The organism is Methyloversatilis sp. XJ19-49 (genome assembly GCF_024580145.1).
Taxonomy (GTDB): domain Bacteria; phylum Pseudomonadota; class Gammaproteobacteria; order Burkholderiales; family Rhodocyclaceae; genus Methyloversatilis.
On record NZ_JANINI010000001.1, the window covers coordinates 274,374 to 297,758 of the forward strand.

A 23,385-nucleotide genomic window follows, 5' to 3' on the forward strand; every position below is an offset into this window, starting at 1 on the left:
AGCTGCCCATGACTACATCGCCCTCCCTGCTGAAAGCCCTGTCACGCCCGCGCCCGGCCAGCCGCATCGATTGGCCGCCGCTGCCCGGTGGCGCCCAGGCGCTCGCGCTGGCCGGCCTTGCGAAAGACGCCGGTGCGCCGCTGGTCGTCGTCGCGGCACGTCCGATGGACGCACAGCGCCTGGTCGACGAACTACGCTGGTTCGCGCCGACGCTGCGCAGCTTCCAGCTGCCGGACTGGGAAACCCTGCCCTACGACCAGTTCTCGCCGCACAACGACCTGGTATCCGAGCGACTGGAAACGCTGTACGCGCTGATGCGCGGCGAACTGGACGTGCTGGTCGTGCCGGCCTCGACCGCGCTGTACCGGCTGGCGCCACGCGAATACCTCGCCGCCCACACCTTCTTCGTCAAGCAGGGCGAAAAGCTCGACGTCGAGCGCCTGCGCCTGCAACTGACAGTGGCCGGCTACGGCCCGGTGACCCAGGTGGTGGCGCCGGGCGAATACAGCGTACGCGGCGGTCTGGTCGACCTGTATCCGATGGGCGCCGCCCTGCCCTACCGCATCGACCTGTTCGATGACGAAGTGGAAAGCATCCGCACGTTCGACGTGGACACCCAGCGCACCGTTTTCCCGACCAAGGAAATCCGCCTGCTGCCGGCGCGCGAGTTCCCGATGGACGACAAGGCGCGCACCGCCTTCCGCTCGCGCTTCCGCGAAGCTTTCGAGGGTGACCCTTCGAAGTCGGTCATCTACAAGGATGTGTCCAACGGCGTACCGACCGCCGGCATCGAGTACTACATTCCGCTGTTCTTCGAACACACCGACACGCTGTTCGACTATCTGCCGGCCAACGCGATGGTGGCGCTCGACGCCGAGGTGAATGACGCGATCGGCGACTTCTGGCGCGACACGAAGAGCCGCTTCGACCTGATGAAGGGCGAACGTGCGCGGCCCATCCTGCCGCCGACCGAACTGTTCCTGTCGGAAGAGCAGTTCCACGTGTCACTGGCGAATCGCGCCATCGTGCGTCTCGGGCGCGGCGCACCGGACACGTCGGCGGGGGCGTCGGCATTGCCGGAGCTGGGCATCGAGCGCAAGGCGGCCGACCCGCTGCACCGGCTGCGCGCGCAGGTCGCGGCACAGCGCGTCGTGGTGATCGCCGAATCGGCCGGGCGACGCGAAACGCTGATCGACTACTTCGCCGAATACGGGCTGGCCAGTGCGCAGGTCGACGGCTTCGACGCCGCCGTCGCGGCAGACGCCGCCCTGACGGTCGCCATCGGTCCGCTGGTCGAGGGCTTCGCGCTGTTGTCGCCGGCAATGGTGCTGGTGACCGAAAGCGAGCTGTACCCGACGCAGGCGCGTTCGCGCGGCAAGCGCGACGGCCGCAAGGTCACTGCCGAGAATTTCCTGCGCGACCTGACCGAGCTGAAGATCGGCGATCCGGTGGTGCATCTGCAGCACGGCATCGGTCGCTACATCGGCCTGACCCACATGGACCTGGGCGAGGGTGAAACCGAATTCCTGCATCTGGAATACGCCGACGGCGACAAGCTCTATGTGCCGGTGTCGCAACTGCACCAGATCAGCCGCTACAGCGGCGCGCCGGGCGACCAGGTGCATCTGCACAAGCTCGGTTCCGGCCAGTGGGACAAGGCGAAGAAGCGCGCCGCCGCCCAGGTGCGCGACACCGCTGCCGAACTGCTGGCGCTGTACGCCCAGCGCTCGGCGCGCAAGGGCCATACCTTCGGTTTCAAGCAACACGACATGGATGCCTTCGCCGAAGGTTTCGGCTTCGAGGAAACGCCGGACCAGATGGGCGCGATCACCGCGGTGGTCGGCGACATGACGTCCGGCCGGCCGATGGACCGCCTGGTGTGCGGCGACGTCGGCTTCGGCAAGACCGAAGTCGCGCTGCGCGCCGCCTTCGTCGCGGTGGCCGACGGCAAGCAGGTGGCCGTGCTGGCACCCACCACGCTGCTGGCCGAACAGCACTACCAGACCTTCAGCGACCGCTTCGCACAGGTGGCGCACGAATGGCCGGCACGCATCGCCGAAATTTCGCGTTTCAAGAGTGCGAAGGAACAGACGCAGGCACTGAAGGAAGCGGCCGAAGGCAAGATCGACGTGCTGATCGGCACGCACCGCCTGCTGCAGAAGGACGTGAGCTTCGCCCGCCTCGGCCTGGTCATCATTGACGAGGAACACCGCTTCGGCGTGCGCCAGAAAGAGGCGTTGAAGTCGCTGCGCGCCGAGGTCGACGTGCTGACGCTGACCGCGACGCCGATTCCGCGCACGCTGGCCATGTCGCTCGAAGGCATCCGCGACTTTTCGGTCATCGCCACCGCGCCGCAGAAGCGGCTGGCCATCAAGACCTTTGTCAGCCCGTGGTCGCGCGGCCTGATCCGCGAAGCGGTGCTGCGCGAATTCAAGCGCGGCGGGCAGGTGTATTTCCTGCACAACGAGGTCGACACCATCGAAGAGATGGGCACCCGGCTCGCCGACCTGCTGCCCGAGGCGCGCATCGTCATCGGCCACGGTCAGTTGCCCGAGCGCGAGCTGGAGCGCGTGATGCGCGAATTCACGCAGCGCCGGCACAACCTGCTGCTGTGCACGACCATCATCGAAACCGGCATCGACAACCCGAACGCCAATACCATCATCATCAACCGCGCCGACCGCTTCGGTCTGGCCCAGCTGCACCAGCTGCGCGGCCGGGTCGGCCGCAGCCACCACCAGGCTTACGCCTACCTGCTGACCGACGCGCACGCCAAGCCGACCGAACAGGGACGCCGCCGGCTGGAAGCCATCACCATGATGGAAGAACTCGGGTCCGGCTTCTACCTCGCGATGCACGACCTCGAGATCCGTGGTGCCGGCGAAGTGCTTGGCGAATCGCAATCCGGCGAAATGCAGGAAATCGGTTTCAACCTCTACACCGACATGCTCAAGAGCGCGGTCAAGTCGCTGCAGAAGGGCGAAGACGCCGACCTCACGCAACCGCTGGACATCGTGTCGGAAATCAACCTGCACACGCCGGCGCTGCTGCCGACCGCCTACTGCCCGGACGTGCACGAGCGGCTCACGCTTTACAAGCGCCTCGCAAACTGCGAAACCGTCGACGAAGTGTCGGCGCTGCGCGAAGAACTCGTCGACCGCTTCGGCCAGATGCCCGACCAGACACGCGCCCTGCTCGAAACGCACCGGCTGCGCATCGCCGCGAAACCGCTCGGCATCACCAAGATCGACGCGCACGACACGCAGATCCTGGTGACCTTCGTGCCCAACCCGCCGATCGAGCCGATCCGCATCATCCAGCTCGTGCAGAAGGACCGGAACTTCAAGCTGGCCGGGCAGGACCGGCTGTCGTGGAAGCGTTCCAGCATAGATCTAGATGCGCGCGTCGCCGGCGTGCGCGAACTGATGAAGAAGCTCACCTGCTGAGGCGATCATTCAGGCGTTTCGACTGATCGAGGGCTGCGGACAGCGTTGGGCATCGCCTGCGGCTCACCCCAACCTACGGCGCGATGATTCACCCAATCGCCGCGGACCGCACCGGTAGGTTGGGGGTGAGCCGCAGGCGATGCCCAACAACGACACGTCGATCACACGCCACGTCCGAATGGAAAGCGCACATTGCATGCAACGATGTCTGTTGAGTGCTGTATCGGTTCGATGTTTGCACGCCGTCCCGAAACGAGGTCCTGCCGACGCCCTGGCTCGATTTCGCGCCATTCGCGCTGCGGGTCCGGGAAGCCGTACGGCGGCGACTGTCGGCATCGTCCGGCTGATGAAGCCCTCTTGCTTCCCTATCATGTGAGGTTCCCGGGTTTCGACCCGCACCCCGGCACCTTCGATGTCCACCCCGCTTTCCTTGCAGGCCCCGCCGTTGTTCATCGTGCTCAACGCCGCCTCCGGCAGCAGCGACGCCGCACAGACCTGCGACACCATCGCCACGGTGCTGGCGGCCGCCGGTCGAACGCACCACATCCTGATGGTCGGATCGACGCAGACACTGCCCGAGCTGGCGCGCGACGCCGTGGCACGGGCGCACGCCGAACAGGGCATCGTCGTTGCGGCCGGCGGCGACGGGACGATCAACACTGTCGCGCAGGCAATGCTGGGCAGCGGTCTCACCTTTGGCGTGCTGCCACAGGGCACGTTCAACTACTTCAGCCGCGAACACGGCATTCCGGCCGACACCGAAGCTGCCTTGCTGTTGCTGCTTGACGGCGAAGTGCGGCCGGTGCAGGTCGGCCGCGTGAATGAACGCGTGTTCCTGGTGAATGCCAGTCTGGGTCTGTATCCGGCGCTGCTGGAAAACCGCGAGGAGTGGAAGCGCCAGCTCGGACGCAGCCGCATCGTCGCCTTCTGGGCCGGCCTGCTGACGCTGCTGCGCGAACACCGGCGACTGACGCTGGACATCGAACACGGCGGCGAGCGGCGCACCATCCGGACGGTGACGCTGTTCGTCGGCAACAACCGTCTGCAGCTGGAGCAACTGGGTCTGCCCGAGGCGTCGGACCTCGCCCGCGGCAGGCTGGCCGCCATCACGCTGCGCCCGACCGGCAAGCTGGCCATGCTGTTGCTGCTGGTGCGCGGGGCGCTGGGGCGACTGGGTGACGCCGACCGCGTGATGAATTTCAGTTTCCGCACGCTGAACCTGAGTTCGCGGCGACGCCGGCACATCAAGGTGGCCACCGACGGTGAAGTCGCGTGGATGAATGCACCGCTGCATTTCGAGGCGCTGCCGGACGCGCTGAATCTCATCGTGCCGCGCGGCCCGGCGGCATGAGCACACTGCTGATGCAGATCTCCGACACCCATTTCGGCGTCGAACGCCCGCCGGTATGCGACGCCCTGCGCCGGCTGGCGCGGGCACAGCAGCCCGGCGTGCTGCTGCTGTCGGGCGACATCACGCAGCGCGCGCGCGCCAGTCAGTTTGCCGCCGCGCGCAGCTTTGTCGACAGCCTGGGCATCCCGGCGCAGGTCACCCTGCCCGGCAACCACGACATTGCCCTGTTCAACATTTTCGAGCGGCTGCTCGCGCCCTACCGCAGTTACCGGCGCGCCTTCGGCGTCGCGCACGACGCGGTGTTCGATGCCGGGGGCGTGCGTATCGTCAGCGTCGACTCGACACGTGCATACCGCCATGTCGATGGCGAACTGTCGGCCGGACAGATCGAATCGGTCGCGCGTGCGCTCGACGGTGCACCGGACGGCGCACTGCGCATCGTCATGCTGCATCACCCGGTGGAGGTGAGCCGGCCCGACGAAACGCACAACCGCGTACATGGCCATCGCGCGGCGGTCATCCGATGGCGGGCCGCCGGCGTCGACCTCATTCTGGGCGGCCACATCCACTTGCCGTTCGTGCGCCGGCTCGACGGCGACGGCCTGCGCACGGCGTGGGCCGTGCAGGCAGGAACCGCCGTGTCGGAGCGCACGCGACCGGAGGCCGGCAACTCGGTCAATCTGATCCGTGCAATCACGCTGCGTGGCGCGCGTACCGCCGTTGTCGAGCGTTGGGACTACTGCGCGGAAAGCGATCGCTTCGAGCCTGGCGCACTGAGCGCGCTGGCGCTTGATGCGCATCACTGAGCACTGATGAGCGCCCTTCCTGCCGACCCGCAGCAGCTGGCCGACTTCATCGCGCGGCACGCGGTGCCGCTCTGCCTGGGCGCTCTCGGTATCACCTTCGCACTGGCCATCGCCGGTCACACCACCACCCGTCGCCTGTGGCCGGCGGGCACCCGCACCCGCGTGCAGATCGCAACCACCGGCGCCATATTCCTTTTGTGTGCGCTGCTGCTGTTCGCTGCCGTCGCATCGGCAGTGTCTGGCGACGGCCGACTGGTGCAGTTCGACCACGCGCTGGCCGACGCCATGGCCGCGCATCAGCCCGCCGGTACGCTGCGTGTGTTCGCCCGTCTCACGCACTTCGGCGACACGATCGTGCTGACGACGCTGTGCATCGTTGGCGCAGCCGCACTGCTGGCCGGCGGCGAACGCCTGCTGGCCGCTTCGTGGGTGGCGGCCATCGGTGGAAATTCGCTGCTCAATCATTCACTGAAGGCGATGTTCGAACGCGTTCGCCCGCTGCACGAACACGGCCAGACCTGGGAAACCAGCTGGAGTTTTCCGAGCGGCCACAGCTCGGGTACGCTGGTGGCCTATGGCATGGCCGCCTGGATATTGATGCAACTGTTGCCGGCGCGCTGGCATCTGCCGGTGCTGCTGGGCGCCGTCGCGATCGCGCTGGTGACCGCGCTGAGCCGCATCGTGCTGCACGTGCATTTCGCCAGCGATGTGATGGCCGGCTTTGCCTCCGGGTCGGCGTGGCTCACGTCGTGCATCACCGTCGCGGCGCTGTTTCGTCGACGCACTGGCCGCGTCATGCAACCATCCGGACAGCGAAATGCCTGACCGCACAACGGTACACAAGGAGCAGCAACCATGATCGATCACTCGCGCCTCGAAGCGGCCTGGTGGGCCAGCTTCATCGGCGACGCACTGGCCATGCCGGTGCATTGGTACTACACGCGTAGCCGCATCGCGGTCGATTACGGCGAGATCGACCACTACATGGCGCCGCACAATCCACATCCGGACAGCATCCTGTGGCGCAGCACGTACCAGCACACCGACGCGACCGACGACATCCTGCATGATCAGGCCCGCTTCTGGGGCGGGCCGCGCGGCATCCACTACCACCAGTTCCTGCACGCCGGCGAAAACACGCTGAACATCCGGCTCGCCGCACTGCTGGCCGAGTCGCTGGTCGAGTGCGGCCACTACGACCGCGACGACTTCGCGCGCCGCTACCTCGACTTCATGCTGACGCCCGGCATGCACGGCGATACCTATGTCGAGGAGTACCACCGCGCCTTCTTCAGGCACTACGCCGAAGGCCGTGAACTGGGCGACTGCGGCATCGAGGATATCCACATCGGCGGTCTGGCGACGCTGACACCGCTCATCCTTTTCCACGCGGCCAACCGCCATGCGATGCTGGAGGCCGTGGCGTCGCACATCGATCTGACGCACAAGGGGCCGGTCGCAGCCGAGGCGGCGAAAGTGTTCGCCGACCTGATGTACTTCCTGCTGCAGGGCGTGCCGATCGACGACGCCATCGAGCGCGCGGGCGGCGCCGCGCACACCGCACTGACCTGGCCCTACCGTTCGTGGGTGCGCACGCGACCGGACGAAGAAGTCGTCGGTACCCAGTTCAGCCCGGCCTGCTACCTGGAAGATTCACTGCCGGCGACGCTCTTCCTCGCCGTGAAATACGGATCCGACCTGCGCGCCGGACTGAAGTCCAACGCGCGACTGGGCGGCGACAACTGCCACCGTGGCGTCGTGCTCGGCGCGCTGCTCGGCGCGCAGGGCGGCATGCATGCCGTGCCGCAGGCGTGGATCGACGGGCTGCATGAGCACGACCGCTTGAAGGGTCTTCTGGAAAAACTGTCGGCGCTGGCGCTGAAGGGCGGCTGACGAAAAACCCGGCCGCGTCGCACGCGTCGATGCCTGGCATGCCGGCCCTGCGGGAACGGTGGCCTTGTGGGAGCGGCACCTGTGGGAGCGGCGGCCTCGCCGCGATAGTGCTGTGACAAGCGTTGTGCAGCGCGCGGATCGCGGCGAGGCCGCCGCTCCCACAAAACCGTCGCAGCTCCCACAGGTGCTGCGCTCACCGGTGCCGCGCCCGCGGGCGGTGCGCGACGGGCAAGTTCATGTCGGCGGCCTGTCTGATGGCGACGCTGTGATCAGTCGCCCGCTTCGCTACGACCTGCACTTTCACGATCCGACCGCCCCGGCTTCGCACTGCGCACCCAGTTCGCGCAGATAGGCCCACGGATAGATGCCGCGCCGGTGGCCGTCGGAGAACACGAGGTTCACGCCGGTGCCTGCCATTTCATGAACCTCCGTCAGCGCGACTTCGCTGCAGTCCTCCGGCGCCGCACCGGCGCGCGCCGCCTTCGTGCAGAAAGCGCAGCGGCAGCGCTGGCGCAGCAATGCATGGGACAGCGCGCTCTCGGTGTCGTCGTCCCACTCGATGTGCAACAGACGCGACGCGCTGTGCACCGTGATGCGCCTCGGCAGCGCACTCACAGCATCGCGCCCACGCCTTCCGCGCCGACATGCCAGTCGTGCCCGGCCAGACCGCCTTCCTTCAGCTCGCCGCCCATGGCCGCGAGGCTTTCTTCGCGGATCAACGCCTTCAACTGACGGTGCAATGCGAGAAAGGTCGGCGACGAGGTCATTTCAGGCGTGCGCGGGCGCGGCAGCGGCACCGGAATTTCCGCCTTGATGCGGCCGGGGCGCGCGGTCATCACGTAGATCTTGTCCGACAGGAAGATCGCCTCTTCGATGTCGTGGGTGATGAACAGCACCGACAGCTGCAGCTGCTGCCACATATTGGTCAGGATTTCCTGCATCACCACGCGCGTCTGCGAGTCGAGCGCTCCGAAGGGCTCGTCCATCAGCATGACCTGGGGGCTGGTGGCCAGCGCGCGCACGATGCCGACGCGCTGCTTCATGCCGCCGGACAATTGCTCCGGATAGTGATTCTCGAACGACAGCAGGCCGGCCAGCCCGAGCAGGGTGCGCGCTTTTGTTTCGCGCGCGCTGCGGCTGACGCCTTTCATCTTCAGGCCGAATTCGACGTTTTCGCGTACGCGCAGCCAAGGAAACAGCGAGTACTGCTGGAACACCACGCCGCGGTCGGCACCCGGACCGCCGACCGGCGAGCCATCGACCGAAACGATGCCCTGATGCGGCTTCAGGAAGCCCGCGACAATGTTGAGCAAGGTCGATTTGCCGCATCCGGACGGCCCGACGATGGATACGAATTCACCGGGCTTCACGTCGAGCGACACCTCGCTCACCGCATCGAGCGGCACGCCGTTCTGGGTGAAGCGGACGCAGACATCGCGGATTTCGATGTGCCCCTTGCCGGGTACGGACGTGGCGTTCATCGCGTGTTCTCCTTGCCGACCGATACCTGCCATGGCATGGCGAGCCGGGCCAGCAGGCGGATGGCACCGCTGCACAGCAGACCCAGTACGCCGATGACGAGCATGCCGATCACGATGTGTGAATACTCGATCAGCGAATACGCTTCCCACGTGAAGTAGCCGACGCCGTACTGACCTGAAATCATCTCCGCAGCAATCAGCGATACCCATGCCACGCCCATGCCCACGGACAGTCCGGTGAAGATGTGGGGCATCGCGCCGCGCAGCACCACCTGGGTCATGAGTGCGTATTCGTTGGCCCCCAGGCAGCGCGCCGCCCGCACCAGCACGCTATCCATCGTCGCCACACCGTGCATGGTGTTCAGCAGGATGGGAAAAAAGGCGCCGAGAAAGGTGATGAACACGATGCTGGTTTCGGTGGTCGGCCACAGCATGATGGACATCGGCACCCAGGCGATCGCCGGTATCGGACGCAGGATTTCCATGGCGGGAAAGAGCAGCCCGCGTACTGTGCGGTAGCGTCCGATCAGCAGGCCGAAGCCCACGCCAAGCACCGTGGCCACGATGAAGCCGAGCATGATGCGACGCAGGCTGATCGTGATGTTGGTCATGAACTTCGGGTCGCCGAACAGGGCCAGTGCATCGCGATAGACCTCGACCGGCCCCGGGATGTGCGTGAAGCGGATGTAGAAATCCCAGCGATAGGCGGTCGCCAGATACCAGAAACCGATCAGCAGACCGATGGAAACGAGGGCCAGCAGCATTGCCGGCCCTTCGCTGCGCAACAATCGCCGGAATGCCGATGACCTGAGTGTGCCCACGGGAGCCGCTGTATCGGACCGTTCCACGTGCCTGACGGCGGGCGTAGCCGGCACCTCACGAAGCGATGTCGCGCCGTCGTCCGGCTCCGGCGCGAACGATCGCACGTCATCCGCGGGCTGAATCCTGATAGCGGTTCCCATGGCTCACTTCCTTACCGTTGCGACGGCCAGTGCATCGGCATAGAGCCCCGCCTTGCCACCGTTGGCGGCGGCGTGCGCCTCTGCATCCTTCTTCAGCAGGAAAGGCACGATCTGCGTGGCGCCATCCTTGCTGACCAGCGAGTAGAAGGCCTTGTCGGCGAACAGCTTGATCTTGAAGGTCTGATCGAACACGAATGCCACCCCGACCTTCTTGCCGGATTCCGTTGCCTTGCGGACCGCCGCCAGCGTGCAGTTGGCCGATTTGTAGGCGGTCAGCGCCCCGCCTTCTATCCAGACCTCGCCCGCCTCGCGCGGCGCCGTGATGCTGCCGCCGCACAAGGGGTCGGTGCCCGAAATTTCATAACTCGAATAGCCGGCCTTCTGCGCCGCGTAGTCGAGCCCGAGTTCCTTGTAGGCCTGCATCACATAGGTTTCATCGACCCACGCATCGGCGTCGAACTCCTTCACCCGGCCCATGCGGCTCAGCACGCCGTGGTCGTACTTCACCGTTTCGATCCACTTCGGCTTGATGGTGGGATCCAGCGTATGGACACCGCTCGGGCCAAGGAACATGTAGGCGACCTCCTTCTCGACGCGGGTCCATTCCTCGATCTTCGTTGCCGCTTCAACCGGGTTCTTGCGTACCCAGTCGTTGGCTTCCATCAGCGCCTTGATGTAGGCGACGACGAATTCCGGATACTTTTTGGCGAAATCTTCGCGTACGACCACACCATGAAAGGTCGGCACCTTGGTTTCGACGCCGTCGAAAATCTTTCGCGCAAAGCCCCGATAGGGCAGCAACTCGGCGAACGGCACGAAGTCGGCATGGCCGTCGATGCGCTTTTCCTGCAGATTCGACGTGCCGACCTCTGGGCTCTGGCTGGCCAGTTCCCAGTAATCGGACTTCCAGCCACGGTCTTCCATGGCCTTGAGCAGCATGCCGTGCGCGGCGGAACCGAACGGCACCGACACCTTCTTGCCCTTCAGGTCGGACAGCTGGAAGTACGGCGAATCCTTGCGCACCACCATGCCGTTACCGGCGCCATCGATGTTGTAGGCGATCAGCGCGATCAAACGACTTTTCGTTTCCGGCCCCGCCTGGAAGGTCGCGCCGTTCACCAGCAGCGGATAGTCACCCATCATGCCGATCTGCAGGGTGTTGGCCACCATGCCGTTGGTCACCGGCGGGCCCGAGGTGAAGTTCTGCCATTCGATCTTGAACTGCAGGTCCTTGTACTTGCCGGTCTTCGGCAGGTGCTTTTCGAGCAGACCCAGTTCCTTGATGACGATGCCGCCGGTCACGGTGTTGGTCGTCGTGTTCTGCGTACCGATTCCCACCGTGATCACCTCGGCCAGCGCGGCCGGCGCACAGAGGGCGATGGACATGCCCAGTGCGAACACGCGCGATACGGCAGCCAATCGATCGAAACCTGCATTCAGTGCATTCATGGCGTTCACCTCTCCCTGTCAATTCAATAAAAGACGACGAAGTGCTGCTGCGGTTGTTGTTGCGGAAGCCTGTCTCCTGCCCAGCCCATCCACCGCTTTTTCATGCGCCCTGAAGGGCGTCGAGGTACTGCCGTTTTTCGCTCACCTGGGCCCAGGTCTCGGCATCGGCGAGTGGTTCGTGTGCCTCGGCGATCACCGGCCACTGCGCTGCGAGACGCGCATTGAGCTCGATGAACACCTCCTGTCCTGCGGGCAGATCGTCCTGCGCATAAATCGCACTGACCGGGCATTCGCTGACGCACACGCCGCAATCGATGCAGATGTCCGGGTTGATGACCAGGAACTCGGGGCCCTCGTGAAAGCACTCCACCGGGCAGATATCCACGCAGTCCGTGTACTTGCAGCGCACGCATGCTTCGGTCACGACATAGGTCATGGCTTTCTCCTTATTTCTGCGCCAGGGTGATGGCGGTGAGCGCAAGCCGCGACAGCTTGCGCACATCGGGATCGGCATCGCCGAGCGCCGCCTCGAGCGCCGGAATCGCGCGCGGATCGGCGATCTCGCCGAGGGCGATGGCGGCTTCCTTGCGCACGTTTCCTATCGTGTGGGTCAGCGCTTCGATCAGCGCCGGCAGTGCGGCGACGGCCTTGAGCAGACCCAGCGAGCGGGCGGCCTTCACGCGCACCTGCCAGTACTCGTCATGCATGGCGCGGATCAGGTCGGGAATGGCCAGACCGAGGCGCAGCTTGCCCAGGGTCTGGGCTGCCTCATCGCGCACCATCCAGGCGGTGTCGGCAAGACCACGCGTCAGCGCCGGCAGCACGCTCACCTCGCTGGAATAGCCGATGGCGCCGATGGCGATGCGCCGCACGTCGGCGTCCGCATCGAGTGCCGCCACCTGGGCCAGCGCACCGATCGCCTCCGGCATCCGCAGGTAGCCGAGTACCCCCACCGCCTCGCGCCGCACGCCGGCATCGGCGTCCTTCAGCGCCTCCATCGCCGGTGCGAAGGCTTCCGGCACGCGCAGCGCACGGATGGCACGAAGCGCCAGCATGCGCACCTCGGCAGAGTGGCCGTGCAAAAAAGGCAGCAATGGCACGGCGGACGCGCTTTCCTTCAGCTCGGACAGCACGACACCCGCCGCAGCGCGGACATCGGCATCGGCATCGAGCAGCATCGGGGCCAGCGCCGAAACCACCTCGGGCTCTTCGTAGCCCTCGAGCGCACGCACCGCTTCGGTCCGCACCGATGCATCCGGGTCGGCAAGGCGCGGCAGCAGCAGCGGCACGATGTCGTCCTCGTCGCCATAAGGCAGGTCGATCACGGCGAGCCGCCGCACTTCCGCGTCCGCGCTGCCGAGGCGCTCGGCGACTGAACAGTTCTGGATATCCATCGTCCGGCTCCTCAGCGCAGCAGGTAGGGAATCGACACGCTGACTGCGCCGGTCGGGCAATCGGTTTCGCACGGCAGGCAGTACCAGCATTCGTCGAACTTCATGAAGGCCTTCTTCGTCAGCATGTCGATGGCGAGCACGTCGAGCGGACAGACATCGACACAGACGGTGCAGCCCTTCTCGGCGATGCATTTGTCGTTATCGACATTCACCGGAACCTGGGTCTGCGTGGTGGCTATGGTCATGGCGTAACTCCTCTGGATTCGGGCGATGTGATCGGGGTGTCAGGCGGCTTCGGCGTTGTGCGCGACGCGCAGGCGCTGATAGGCGCTGCGCTCTTCCTCGTCGATCGGCACGATGTAGGGCTCGATGGCCTTCTTGCGCATCTGCATGCGGCCTTCCGCGCTCTTGCTCAGCAGCGAATGACAGAACCAGTTCTCGTCGTCGCGCTCCGGGTGATCGAGGAAATAGTGGTAGAGGCCCCAGCGGCTTTCGGTGCGGAACATCGATGCACGCGCCGCCATTTCCGCGCAGTCGAGAATGGAATGCGCTTCCATCGCACGCATCAGTTCGTGCGGGTTGGCTGCGAACATCGACTCGGCGTCTTCGCGGATCTCGTCGAAGCGACGCAGCGCGATCTCGTACTTGCGCGTGATCTTCGGCGGCTGCAGGTAGTCATTCACCAGGCGGCGCGTCTTGTACTCGATCTGGTAGGGCGTCAGCCCGTCGGTCCGGCCCAGCGGCGCGAGAATGCGGCGCTCCTCGGCGGCGACGTCCCCTGCATCGATCACGCCCTGGCCGTGGCCGGCGCAGTAGGCGGCGGCGTTCTCGCCGCACAGCCGGCCGTAGACGAAGGCCCCCAGCATGTAGTTGTGCGGCACGCTGGCGCAGTCGCCGGCGGCATACAGACCGGGCACCGACGTCTCGCCCATTGCGTTCGTGTGGATGCCGGACGCGCTGTGGCCGCTGCAGAAGCCGATTTCCGAGATGTGCATCTCGACCATCTGCTTGCGGTAGTCGTTGCCGCGCTTCTCGTGGAAGCGGCCGCGGCTGGGCCGCTCGTTGGTATGCAGGATGGTTTCGATCTCCTGGATCGTTTCTTCCGCCAGGTGGTCGAGCTTCAGGAAAACCGGGCCGTTGCCGCCTTCGAGTTCGTTGTAGAACTCCATCATCATCTGGCCGCTCCAGTAGTCGCATTCGATGAAGCGCTCGCCCTTGGAGTTGGCGGTGAAGCCGCCGAAGGGGCCGGTCACGTAGGCGCAGGCCGGTCCGTTGTAGTCCTTGATCAGCGGATTGATCTGGAAGCACTCGAGATTGGCCAGATCGGCCCCGGCGTGATAGGCCATCGCGTGGCCGTCACCGCAGTTGGTCGGGTTTTCGTAGGTGCCCATCAGATAGCCCGAAGCCGGCAGGCCGATGCGCCCGGCAGCACCGGTACAGAGCACCGCCGCCTTCGTGCGGATGACATAGGTGTCGGCGGTACGGCAGTCGAAGCCCATGACCGCCACGACTTCTCCATCCGCGCCGGTGAGCACGCGTGTCACGACCACCCGGTTGGTCACCTCGACACGCGCCTTCTTCAACTGGCGGTAGAGGATCTTCTTCATGTGATGCCCTTCGGGCATCGGCAGCACGTAACTGCCGAGGTGATGCACCTTGCGCACCGCGTAGTCGCCGGTTTCGTCCTTCTCGAACTTGACGCCCCACTGATCGAGCTGGTTGATCATGTCGAAGCTGTTGGCGGCGTAGGCCATCACCGCTTCCTGATCGACGATGCCGTCATTGGCGATGGTGATTTCCTTGACGTACTGCTCGGGCGTCGCATGGCCCGGAATGACCGCGTTGTTCAGGCCGTCCATGCCCATCGAGATCGCGCCGCTGCGCTTCACGTTGGCCTTGTCGACCAGCAGCACGCGCAGCTTCGGGTTCTTCTCCTTCGCCTTCACCGCGGCCATCGGGCCGCCTGTCCCGCCGCCGATGACGACGAGATCGAATTCCAGGTCAATGCGCTTCATGTTCTCTCCTTGATTGGGACTGCACCGTCGCGCGTCGGCGCGCCGCTGCGATCGAAGAATTCCTGCGTTGCTTTCCAGTGGTGGATCAACTTCGGTCGATGCGCAGGCGGTACTGGAAGGCGTCGCCGCGGTAGTAGAGAAATTCGAAATCGATGGGCCGGTCGTCGGCCCAGGTCAGTCGCTCTATGCGCAGCAACGGCGAGGCCTCGGCGATGTCGAGATGACGGGCCAGCGACTCGTCCGACGAGATCGCCTCGATCTGCACGTCGGCGTGCGTGAGGTTGCGTCCGAGGTCGTTTTCGAGAATGACGAAGATGTCTCGTGTGGCCAGGTCTTCCTGGGCGAGCCGTTCGCCGATGTCCGGCGGGAAGTAGCTCACGTCGACCGAAATCGGTTCGCGGTTCAGGTAGCGCAGGCGCTGGATTTCGAACACCGGCGCTTCCGGCCTGAGCTGCAGCCGCTGTGCCACGACTGCGCTCGCGGGCACCGGTCTGGCACTGAGCAGCAGGGAGTAGGTTTCGTAGCCGGAGGTGGACATCGCCTCGCCGAATCCCTGCAGCCGCGACAGACTCTGGAAGGCCTTGGGCTTGGCGACGAAGCTGCCCTTGCCCATCACCTTGAAGATGAGCCCTTCCTTCTGCAGGTCGCCCAATGCCTGCCGGATCGTGATGCGGCTGACGGCGAATGCCGAAATCATCTGGCTTTCCGATGGCATCTGCGAATGCGGCGGATAGCTGCCGTCGAGAATGCGCCGGCGCAGGATTTCGCGGATCTGCGTATACAGCGGCATCTGCGATACCGGCGACAACGCATCCGCGACCTTGGCAGCGCCCGGGGGCGCGATCTGCTTGCGGTGGGGTGCCATGATCGATCTCCTGTTCGGGAACCTGTTATGACGGGTCATGTCATGCAAGGTCAGTGCCAATTCTTCCGCCTCGCACCACATATCTATAAACCATTGCTTTTAATCAACTTTTCAGACTTGACAGCACATCTTCCGCACCGATGCACGCACCGGTTTGCTGCACCGCGACAGGCGCTTGCACCAAAGCGGTCGCGTGCGCCGGCCAGGCCGCGAACGCACCGGTGGCCATCAGCAGGCACAGCACGACACGACGGAAATGTCGCGGGTCCAGACTGCGATACAGACGCTCGCCCAACAGGCCGCCGCCATGAAAAAGGGGCGCCAGCAGAAGCCCCTGCAGCAGCAGCGACAAGCCGAACAAGCCGGACAGCACGATGGCAATCAGTGCCAGCGGATACAGGCATCCGAAGTACACGAGGAAGCTGGCCCGCGCGCGATGACTGTCGGCTCCCACGCCCAGCAGGTAGAGGATGGCCGGCGGTCCGCCGACACCACCGAAGCCGGTCAGTACCCCGCTGAACAGTCCCGCTCCGATGGAACCGGCATGACTGGAGCCGCGCACCAGGCGTACGCCGGTCAGCAAGACCGCTGCGCTCGCGATGACCGCAAGGCCGATCACCTGTCCGAACAGTCGCGCCGGCAACACGCTCACCAGCCACAGACCGAGCGGAATCCCGAAACACGCTGCGCCGAGCATGGGCAAAAGCACCCGGTGATCGACCATCCGCCGTACCGACGGCCCCAGCGCGTGGGTCAGCGGCAGCGCGTTCAGCAAGGTGACGATGCACAGCGTGTCGCGCGCCGACGCCACCGTGGACAGCAGGGGCGCCATCAGCAGCGCCGCGCCGAAGCCGGTCATGCCACGCAGCACGCCGCCTGCGACCACTGCACCGGCAATCACCGCCCAGCTCGCGATGTCGCGGTCCGGCCACAGCGTGTTCAGCAGCGAAGCATCCAATCGGTTCTCCCGGGCGGGACAAGCGGCGCGCATTCCGCGTCGGTGCGACGCCAAACCTGTCATGACAGGTCATTTCAAGCAAAAGCCGGGCCGGTGATCCGGCAAACGACTCATCCACCGCAAGGCCTTGCCAGCCGTGCCTTCGCTTTACCTGCCCGGACTTGCCCTGCGACGCCGGCATGGACCGCCGCGGTGCGTCGGCACGATCTGCGCTCTGCTTTCGTGCATTCATGACAGCGCCCCGAGGCTGACCAGGCCGAAGCCGGCAAGCAACAGCCATATCCAGAGCAGCGCAGCGAGCGCCCACACCCGCCAGCCGGCCAGCGCCATGTCGGCCAGCCGGGTGTTCGCACCGAGCGCCGCCAGACCGACTGCCAGCAGCGCCTGCGCCGCTTCGGCACCCAGGGCGTGCAGCCACACTGGCAGCAGACCGGACGCATTGAGCGCCATCGTCGCGATGAAGCCGTAGAGGAAAAGCGGCACGCCCGGGCTGCACGAACCGGTCGTGCCGCCATCGCGCCAGCGGGCAGCGATCAGCATGACGACCGGCGCCAGCAACATCACGCGCATCATTTTCTCGACCAGCGCACTGGCGGCCGCGCCCGGTCCGGCCGCCTCAGCCCCGGCCACTACATGACCGAGTTCGTGCACCGTCAGCCCCACCCATAGACCGAAGGACTGATCACTCAAGCCCGTCAGGGGATGGAGAAGGGGCAGCAGATACATGCCCAGCGTGCCGAACACCACCACCGCCAGCACCGCCGCGGACACATGCCGTGCCCGGGCACCGATCACGCTGTCGGCGGCCGCAACCGCTGCGGCACCGCAGATCGCGCTGCCGCAGCCGACCAGCACGGCCAACTGGGGGTCGAGTCCGAGACGACGCCCCAGTGCCAGCGCCAGCCCGAGGGTGCTGAGCACCACGACCACCGCCATCAGCAGACCGCTCCAGCCCACCCGGCCCAGTTCGTCGATGCCGATGCGCAGTCCGTACAAGGCGATGCCGGCGCGCATCAGGGTGCCGCGAGCCAGACGGAATCCTTCGGCGCCGCGCGACGGCAGCGAAGGCCACAGATTGCCGATCACGATGCCCAGGGAGACCGCCAGGGGCAGCCAGCCAAAGCCGTATGCCGACACACCGGTCAGGCCGGAAAGGGCAGCCGCTGCACCGGCAACCGCGACCGACGCGGCAAGACCGGTCGGCAGGCTGGGCGGTGCGAGGGCAGTCGTCGTATTCATGGGCGGGTCGCGGGCTGCAGAAAGTGAATGCAGCGTACGCGGCGAGCCATTCATTCTTCTATATCATGCAAATCACCATTCGATTACTTTGAGTAATACATGAACCTGCATCTTCTGCGCATCTACGTGAAGGTCGTCGAAGTTCAGAGCTTCTCGCGTGCGGCCGAAGCACTGAACATCACGCAGCCTGCTGTCTCGAAGGCGGTGCGTGAGCTCGAATCGCAGCTCGAAACCGTGCTGCTCGACCGCCGAGGCAAAACCTTCAAGCCCAGTGAGTCGGGCCGTGCGCTGTACGAATACGGGCGCAGCATCCTGGCGCTCGAACGGGAAGCGACCGAAACCATCCGCGCCTACAGTTCGCTCGAACGCGGGCGGCTGACCATAGGTGCCAGCACCACCATCGCCACTTACTGGCTACCGCCCTTCCTGGTCGATTTCCACGCCCGCCATCCGCAGGTCGAACTGCAGGTGATCAGCGGCAACACGCGGCAGATCGCCGATCTGTTGCTGGACTGCCGAATCGATGTGGCACTGGTCGAAGGCGACGTGGATGATGCGCGCTTGAACCGCCGCGTCTGGCGCCGCGACGAAATGGTGATCATCGCGCCGCGCGATGCCGAATTGCCGACCGGCGGCGCGCTGCGGCCGGCCGATCTGGCTGATCACAGCTGGATCGTGCGCGAACGCGGCTCCGGCAGTCGCGCCGCCACTGACCGTGTGCTCGATGAAATGGGGCTGACGCCGGCACGCACGATAGAAGTGGGCAGCAATGAAGCCATCGTGCAGACCGTGGCGGCGGGACGCGGCCTGGGCATGGTGCCGCGCATCTGCGCGCGCGACCAGCTGGCACTGGGGCGCATACGCCGTCTGCACCCGGGCGGTGCGGCGATACAGCGCACGCTCTATCGCATCCGCCTGCCCGAACGCCCGATCAGCCCGGCCGCCCTCGCCTTCGAAGCCCTGTTTGCGAATGCGCAACCCTTGCCTGCCGAGGAATCGGCGTAGCGCCTTCTGCTCAATGGGCCGAGGGCGCAGCTGTGGGAGCCAGCTGCTGTGGAAACGGCGGCCTGTGGGAGCGGCGGCCCCGCCGCGATCAGTGCTGCGATGGTCGCTGTGCGAAGTGAGTATCGCGGCGAGGCCGCCGCTCCCACAGGCGCCACTCCCACTGAGGTCGTTCCGACAGGCCGCCGTTTCCACAAGGGCCGCTCCCTCTGGAGATTGAGGTCAGTCGCGCACGCCCCCCCGGAACAAGCCGAGCTCGGATCAGCCCACCCAGGCCCGTGCATTCCTGAACATGCGCATCCACGGGCTGTCCTCGCCCCAGTGTTCCGGATGCCAGCTCATCTGCACGCTGCGGAAAACGCGCTCGGGGTGCGGCATCAGGATGGTGGCCCGGCCGTCATCGGTGGTGACCGACGTGATGCCGTCGGGCGAGCCGTTCGGATTGCGCGGATAGCGCGTCGCGACCTTGCCGTCGTGGTCGATGTAGCGCATCGCGACGCGGGCAAGCGACTGCGCCTGCAGGTCGTCGAACACCGCGCGCCCTTCGCCGTGCGACACCGCGATGGGCAGCTTCGACCCGGACATGCCGCGGAAGAAGATGGACGGCGACTCGACCAGTTCGACCATCGTGAAGCGCGCCTCGAACTGCTCCGAGCGGTTGCGCTCGAAGCGCGGCCAGTGTGCCGCGCCCGGAATGATGTCGCGCAACTGGCTCATCATCTGGCAGCCGTTGCACACGCCGAGCGCGAACGTGTCTTCGCGGTTGAAATATTCGGCGAAGGCGTCGCGAAGCTGCGCGTTGAACAGGATGGATTTGGCCCAGCCGGCACCCGCGCCAAGCACGTCGCCGTACGAAAAACCGCCGCAGGCGGCCAGACCCTTGAAGTCGGCCAGTTTGACCCGCCCGGCCATCAGGTCTGACATGTGAACGTCATGCGCTTCGAAGCCGGCGCGGTCGAAGGCGGCCGCCATCTCGACCTGGCCGTTCACGCCCTGCTCGCGCAGGATGGCGATCCTTGGCCGCTTTCCGCTGCTCACGAAGGGCGCTGCAACATCTTCCTGCGGATCGAAGGTCAGCGCAGCGAACAGACCGATGTCATCCTTGTCGTCGAGCAGTGCAAACGCCTCTTCGGCGCAGCTCGCGTCGTCGCGCAGTGCGGCGATGCGGTGGCTGACTTCGCTCCACGCCTTCAGCAGATCGCTGCGCGCTTCGCTGAAGATGACCTTGGCGTTGTGCCACAGACGGATTTCGTCGCGATCGTTCGGGCTGCCGATGCCGTGCGTCACGCCGGAAAGTCCGGCTTCGCGCAGCACATCCATCACTTTCGAACGCTCCGCGACGCGGATCTGGATCACCGCGCCCAGTTCCTCCGCGAACAGCGCCGAGAAGGTGCGGTCATTGAAGCGGCCGCGCACCGCGTCCGGCTTCTTGGCCAGCGAATCGACGTCGACCAGCAGCGGGTCGTAGGCCAGCGTGTCGAGGTTGATCGACAGACCGACCCGAGATGCGAAGGCCATTTCGCACAGCGTGGAGAACAGGCCGCCGTCCGAGCGGTCGTGATACGCCAGCAGGTAGCCTGCGTCGCGCAGGCGGTTGATCGCCGGCAGGAAGCGGCCCAGCAGCACCGCGTCGGCGTCCGGGGCATGTTCGCCCACCACGCCATAGGCCTGGGCAAACGCCGAGCCGCCGAGGCGGTTCTTCATCTGGCCGAGATCGAGCAACAGCAGTTCGGTGTCGACCTCGGGGTCGATCAGCAGCTGCGGCGTCAACGTCTTGCGCACATCGCCGACCGGCGCAAACGCGGTGATGACCAGCGACAGCGGTGACACCACCTCCTTCTGCTTCGCCTCATCCCCCTCGCCCTCGGTCCAGCGCGTCTTCATCGACAGGCTGTCCTTGCCGACCGGAATCGACAGGCCGAGCCCGGGGCAGAAATCCATGGCCACCGCCTTCACCGTATCGAACAGCGCGGCGTCTTCGCCCTTGTGCCCGGCAGCGGCCATCCAGTTGGCCGACAGCTTGATGCGGTCGAAGCTGCGCACGTCGGCGGCGACAAGATTGGTGATCGCCTCGCCGATCGCCATGCGACCGGATGCCGGGCCGCTCAGCAGCGCCACAGGCGTGCGTTCGCCGATCGCGAACGCTTCGCCCTGGTAGCCGCTGAAACCTGCGCTGGTCACGGCCACATCCGCCACCGGCATCTGCCAGGGGCCGACGAACTGGTCGCGCGCAGTCAGGCCGCCGACCGATCGGTCACCGATGGTGATCAGGAAGGACTTGCTGGCGACCGACGGCATGCTAAGCACGCGGTAGGCGGTGTCCTTCAGGTCATAGCCGGCGACGTCCATCGGCGGCGCAAAGGCCGGGCGGCGCTGCACGGTACGGTGCATCTTCGGCGGCTTGCCGAGCAGCACGTCCATCGACATGTCGACCGGCCTGGTGCCGAAGTGCGGGTCTTCGACCGTCAGCTGGCCGTCCGGCGTCGCCTCGCCGAGCACCGCATACGGGCAGCGCTCGCGCTCGCACAGGGCGCGGAAGTCGTCGACGCGTTCGGGCGCGATCGCCAACACGTAACGTTCCTGCGATTCGTTGCACCACAGCTCGGCCGGACTCATGCCCGACTCTTCGCTCAGGATGGCGCGCAGATCGAACCAGGCACCGTGGCCGGCGCCATGCGCCAGCTCGGGAAGCGCGTTCGACAGACCGCCGGCGCCGACATCGTGCACCGCAAGAATGGGGTTGTCGTCCTGCATCTGCCAGCAGCGGTCGATCACTTCCTGCGCGCGGCGCTCGATTTCCGGGTTGCCGCGCTGCACCGACGCGAAGTCGAGATCGGCGGTGTTGGTACCGGTGGTCATGCTCGATGCCGCGCCGCCACCCAGACCGATCAGCATGGCCGGGCCGCCCAGCACGATCAGCTTAGTGCCGGCCGGAAACACGATCTTCAGTGCGTCGCGCGCGCTGATGTTGCCGATGCCGCCGGCGATCATGATGGGCTTGTGATAGCCGCGCATTTCGCCCATGAAAGGCAGCTCGAAGGTGCGGAAATAGCCGGCGAGATTGGGCCGGCCGAATTCGTTGTTGAACGCCGCCGCACCGAGCGGGCCGTCGATCATGATCTGCAGCGCGGAGGCGATGCGCTCCGGCTTGCCGTAAAGCACGCCATCCACCCGCTCCCACGGCTGTTCGAAGCCCGGGATGTTCAGGTTGGACACGGAAAATCCGGCCAGACCCGCCTTGGGCTTTGCACCGCGGCCGGTCGCGCCCTCGTCGCGGATCTCGCCGCCGGCACCGGTCGCGGCGCCGGCAAAGGGCGAAATCGCGGTCGGATGGTTGTGCGTCTCGACCTTGGCCAGGAAGTGCATCGACTCGGCATGCCAGCCCCAGCGGCCGTCGCGCCCCGGGTAGAAGCGGTCGACCGGCGCAGTCGTTGCGCCTTCGATCACCGCCGCATTGTCCGAATACGCCACCACGGTGTGCTGCGGCGTTGCGCGGTGGGTTTCGCGGATCATGCCGAACAGGCTCAGGTCCTGCGTCGCGTAATCGATGTTCCAGCTCGCGTTGAAAATCTTGTGCCGGCAGTGCTCCGAGTTGGCCTGCGCGAACATTATCAGCTCGACGTCGGTCGGATCGCGGCCGAGCTTCGAATACGCCGAGAACAGATAGTCGATCTCGTCGTCGGACAGCGCCAGACCGAGCGCACTGTTGGCCTGCACCAGCGCGGCGCGGCCCTGCTCCCTGCCACCGTCTCCGAGCGACACGCTGACCAGCGGGCGCGGCGGCACATGGCTGAACAGCGCATCGGCTTCGTCCAGGCTGCCCAGCACCGATTCGGTCATGCGGTCGTGCAGCTTCGACGACAGCGCCGCACGCTCGGCCGCGTCGAGCGACGCCGTGCCCAGCAGGCCTCGCGACAGCTCGATCTCGTACAGTACGCCGCGCTCGATGCGCAGTACGCTCGTCAGCCCGCAATTGTGCGCAATGTCGGTCGCCTTCGACGACCAGGGCGATATCGTGCCCAGCCTTGGCGTCACCAGCAGCGCACCCGCAGCCGGCATGGCTGCCGGTTCGGCCGCCAGCAGCGCGTGCAGCTGCGCCAGTTCGCCGGCACCCGGTGCCGCACTGCATTCGACGAAGAAGTGCTGCGTCGCGCGCACTTCACGCACCTTGCCGACCGTCGAGCGACAGTCATCAGCCAGGCGCGCCAGACGCGCCTCGGAAAATGCAGGGGTACCGCGGAGCTTCAGAATGAGGGTCATGAGGGGAAACTGGAGGAATGGACGCCGGACACCGCCACGCGGATCCGAATTCGCGATTATATATAGGGGGCACCGGTCACCGCAGTCGGATCGTTGCGCGGGCGTTTTGTTCGCAATTCGCCGGTCGCTCATCCAGCGCATGCCCTGACGGACAGACCGCTGGCACCCGCAGCCCTCGTGGCGCGGGATTGCGGCGGAAAATAAGGCGGCGTTGGCCGTGCAAGCGGCGTGAGGCGACGGCATGTGGGAGCTTGGGCTTGTGGG

18 protein-coding genes are annotated in these 23,385 nt (G+C 65.8%); 6 read left to right on the plus strand and 12 right to left on the minus strand.

All coding sequences use genetic code 11. The features are described 5' to 3' along the window. Nucleotides 1–8: 8 nt before the first annotated feature. The 5 genes from mfd to NMQ16_RS01260 all read left to right on the plus strand — a co-directional run bounded on the left by mfd (nucleotide 9) and on the right by NMQ16_RS01260 (nucleotide 7,496). Entirely contained in the window at nucleotides 9–3,446 is a 3,438-nt protein-coding gene (mfd, locus tag NMQ16_RS01240) for a transcription-repair coupling factor (protein WP_257078667.1), read from the plus strand. A gap of 412 nt (nucleotides 3,447–3,858) precedes the next feature. Then, nucleotides 3,859–4,797, plus strand: coding sequence for a diacylglycerol kinase family protein (locus tag NMQ16_RS01245; RefSeq protein ID WP_257078668.1), 939 nt, complete (start codon nucleotides 3,859–3,861; stop codon nucleotides 4,795–4,797). After that, nucleotides 4,794–5,603 carry a metallophosphoesterase gene (locus NMQ16_RS01250; RefSeq protein WP_257078669.1) on the plus strand — a complete coding sequence of 270 codons (810 nt, stop codon included), beginning with the start codon at nucleotides 4,794–4,796 and terminating at the stop codon, nucleotides 5,601–5,603. Before NMQ16_RS01245 ends, NMQ16_RS01250 begins: the two co-directional genes overlap by 4 nt. 6 nt (nucleotides 5,604–5,609) lie before the next feature. Continuing rightward, complete coding sequence (locus NMQ16_RS01255) at nucleotides 5,610–6,428, plus strand: phosphatase PAP2 family protein (protein WP_257078670.1); 819 nt, start codon at nucleotides 5,610–5,612, stop codon at nucleotides 6,426–6,428. A gap of 30 nt (nucleotides 6,429–6,458) precedes the next feature. Next, nucleotides 6,459–7,496, plus strand: coding sequence for an ADP-ribosylglycohydrolase family protein (locus NMQ16_RS01260; RefSeq protein WP_257078671.1), 1,038 nt, complete (start codon nucleotides 6,459–6,461; stop codon nucleotides 7,494–7,496). Nucleotides 7,497–7,796: 300 nt separating this feature from the next. Here the strand turns inward: NMQ16_RS01260 and NMQ16_RS01265 are convergent, their stop codons facing one another. From NMQ16_RS01265 to NMQ16_RS01315, 11 genes are all read right to left on the minus strand, one after another. Continuing rightward, the gene (locus NMQ16_RS01265; RefSeq protein ID WP_257078672.1) at nucleotides 7,797–8,111 is read right to left on the minus strand and encodes a DUF971 domain-containing protein; all 315 of its coding nucleotides are present in this window, start codon (nucleotides 8,109–8,111) and stop codon (nucleotides 7,797–7,799) included. Further along, a complete protein-coding gene (locus NMQ16_RS01270; protein ID WP_257078673.1) occupies nucleotides 8,108–8,977 on the minus strand; it encodes an ABC transporter ATP-binding protein in 870 nt (289 codons plus the stop codon). The genes NMQ16_RS01265 and NMQ16_RS01270 overlap by 4 nt, the downstream gene beginning before the upstream one ends. Next, entirely contained in the window at nucleotides 8,974–9,741 is a 768-nt protein-coding gene (locus NMQ16_RS01275) for an ABC transporter permease (protein WP_257078674.1), read from the minus strand. Before NMQ16_RS01275 ends, NMQ16_RS01270 begins: the two co-directional genes overlap by 4 nt. A 201-nt stretch (nucleotides 9,742–9,942) precedes the next feature. After that, a complete protein-coding gene (locus NMQ16_RS01280) occupies nucleotides 9,943–11,388 on the minus strand; it encodes an ABC transporter substrate-binding protein (RefSeq protein ID WP_257078675.1) in 1,446 nt (481 codons plus the stop codon). Nucleotides 11,389–11,488: 100 nt separating this feature from the next. Then, nucleotides 11,489–11,824: a ferredoxin FdxA gene (gene fdxA / locus NMQ16_RS01285; RefSeq protein ID WP_257078676.1), complete on the minus strand. Its 336-nt coding sequence runs from the start codon at nucleotides 11,822–11,824 to the stop codon at nucleotides 11,489–11,491. Between the two features lie 10 nt (nucleotides 11,825–11,834). Then, on the minus strand, nucleotides 11,835–12,782 hold the full coding sequence (locus NMQ16_RS01290) for a HEAT repeat domain-containing protein (RefSeq protein ID WP_257078677.1): 948 nt from the start codon (nucleotides 12,780–12,782) through the stop codon (nucleotides 11,835–11,837). A gap of 11 nt (nucleotides 12,783–12,793) precedes the next feature. Further along, the gene (locus tag NMQ16_RS01295) at nucleotides 12,794–13,027 is read right to left on the minus strand and encodes a ferredoxin family protein (protein WP_069040201.1); all 234 of its coding nucleotides are present in this window, start codon (nucleotides 13,025–13,027) and stop codon (nucleotides 12,794–12,796) included. A gap of 39 nt (nucleotides 13,028–13,066) precedes the next feature. Beyond that, nucleotides 13,067–14,797 carry a fumarate reductase/succinate dehydrogenase flavoprotein subunit gene (locus NMQ16_RS01300; protein ID WP_257078678.1) on the minus strand — a complete coding sequence of 577 codons (1,731 nt, stop codon included), beginning with the start codon at nucleotides 14,795–14,797 and terminating at the stop codon, nucleotides 13,067–13,069. 85 nt (nucleotides 14,798–14,882) lie between these two features. Next, a complete protein-coding gene (locus tag NMQ16_RS01305; protein ID WP_257078679.1) occupies nucleotides 14,883–15,662 on the minus strand; it encodes a GntR family transcriptional regulator in 780 nt (259 codons plus the stop codon). A 103-nt stretch (nucleotides 15,663–15,765) separates the two neighbouring features. Next, entirely contained in the window at nucleotides 15,766–16,620 is an 855-nt protein-coding gene (locus NMQ16_RS01310) for a sulfite exporter TauE/SafE family protein (RefSeq protein WP_257078680.1), read from the minus strand. A 228-nt stretch (nucleotides 16,621–16,848) separates the two neighbouring features. Continuing rightward, nucleotides 16,849–17,859 (minus strand): YeiH family protein, encoded by a 1,011-nt coding sequence (locus NMQ16_RS01315; protein WP_257078681.1) that lies wholly within the window; start codon nucleotides 17,857–17,859, stop codon nucleotides 16,849–16,851. Nucleotides 17,860–17,958: 99 nt separating this feature from the next. On the opposite strand from NMQ16_RS01315, the gene NMQ16_RS01320 reads away from it, so the two are divergent. Beyond that, entirely contained in the window at nucleotides 17,959–18,864 is a 906-nt protein-coding gene (locus NMQ16_RS01320; protein ID WP_257078682.1) for a LysR family transcriptional regulator, read from the plus strand. Nucleotides 18,865–19,122: 258 nt separating this feature from the next. Here NMQ16_RS01320 and purL read toward each other — a convergent pair whose 3' ends face one another. Continuing rightward, the gene (purL, locus tag NMQ16_RS01325; protein ID WP_257078683.1) at nucleotides 19,123–23,121 is read right to left on the minus strand and encodes a phosphoribosylformylglycinamidine synthase; all 3,999 of its coding nucleotides are present in this window, start codon (nucleotides 23,119–23,121) and stop codon (nucleotides 19,123–19,125) included. Nucleotides 23,122–23,385: the final 264 nt, after the last annotated feature.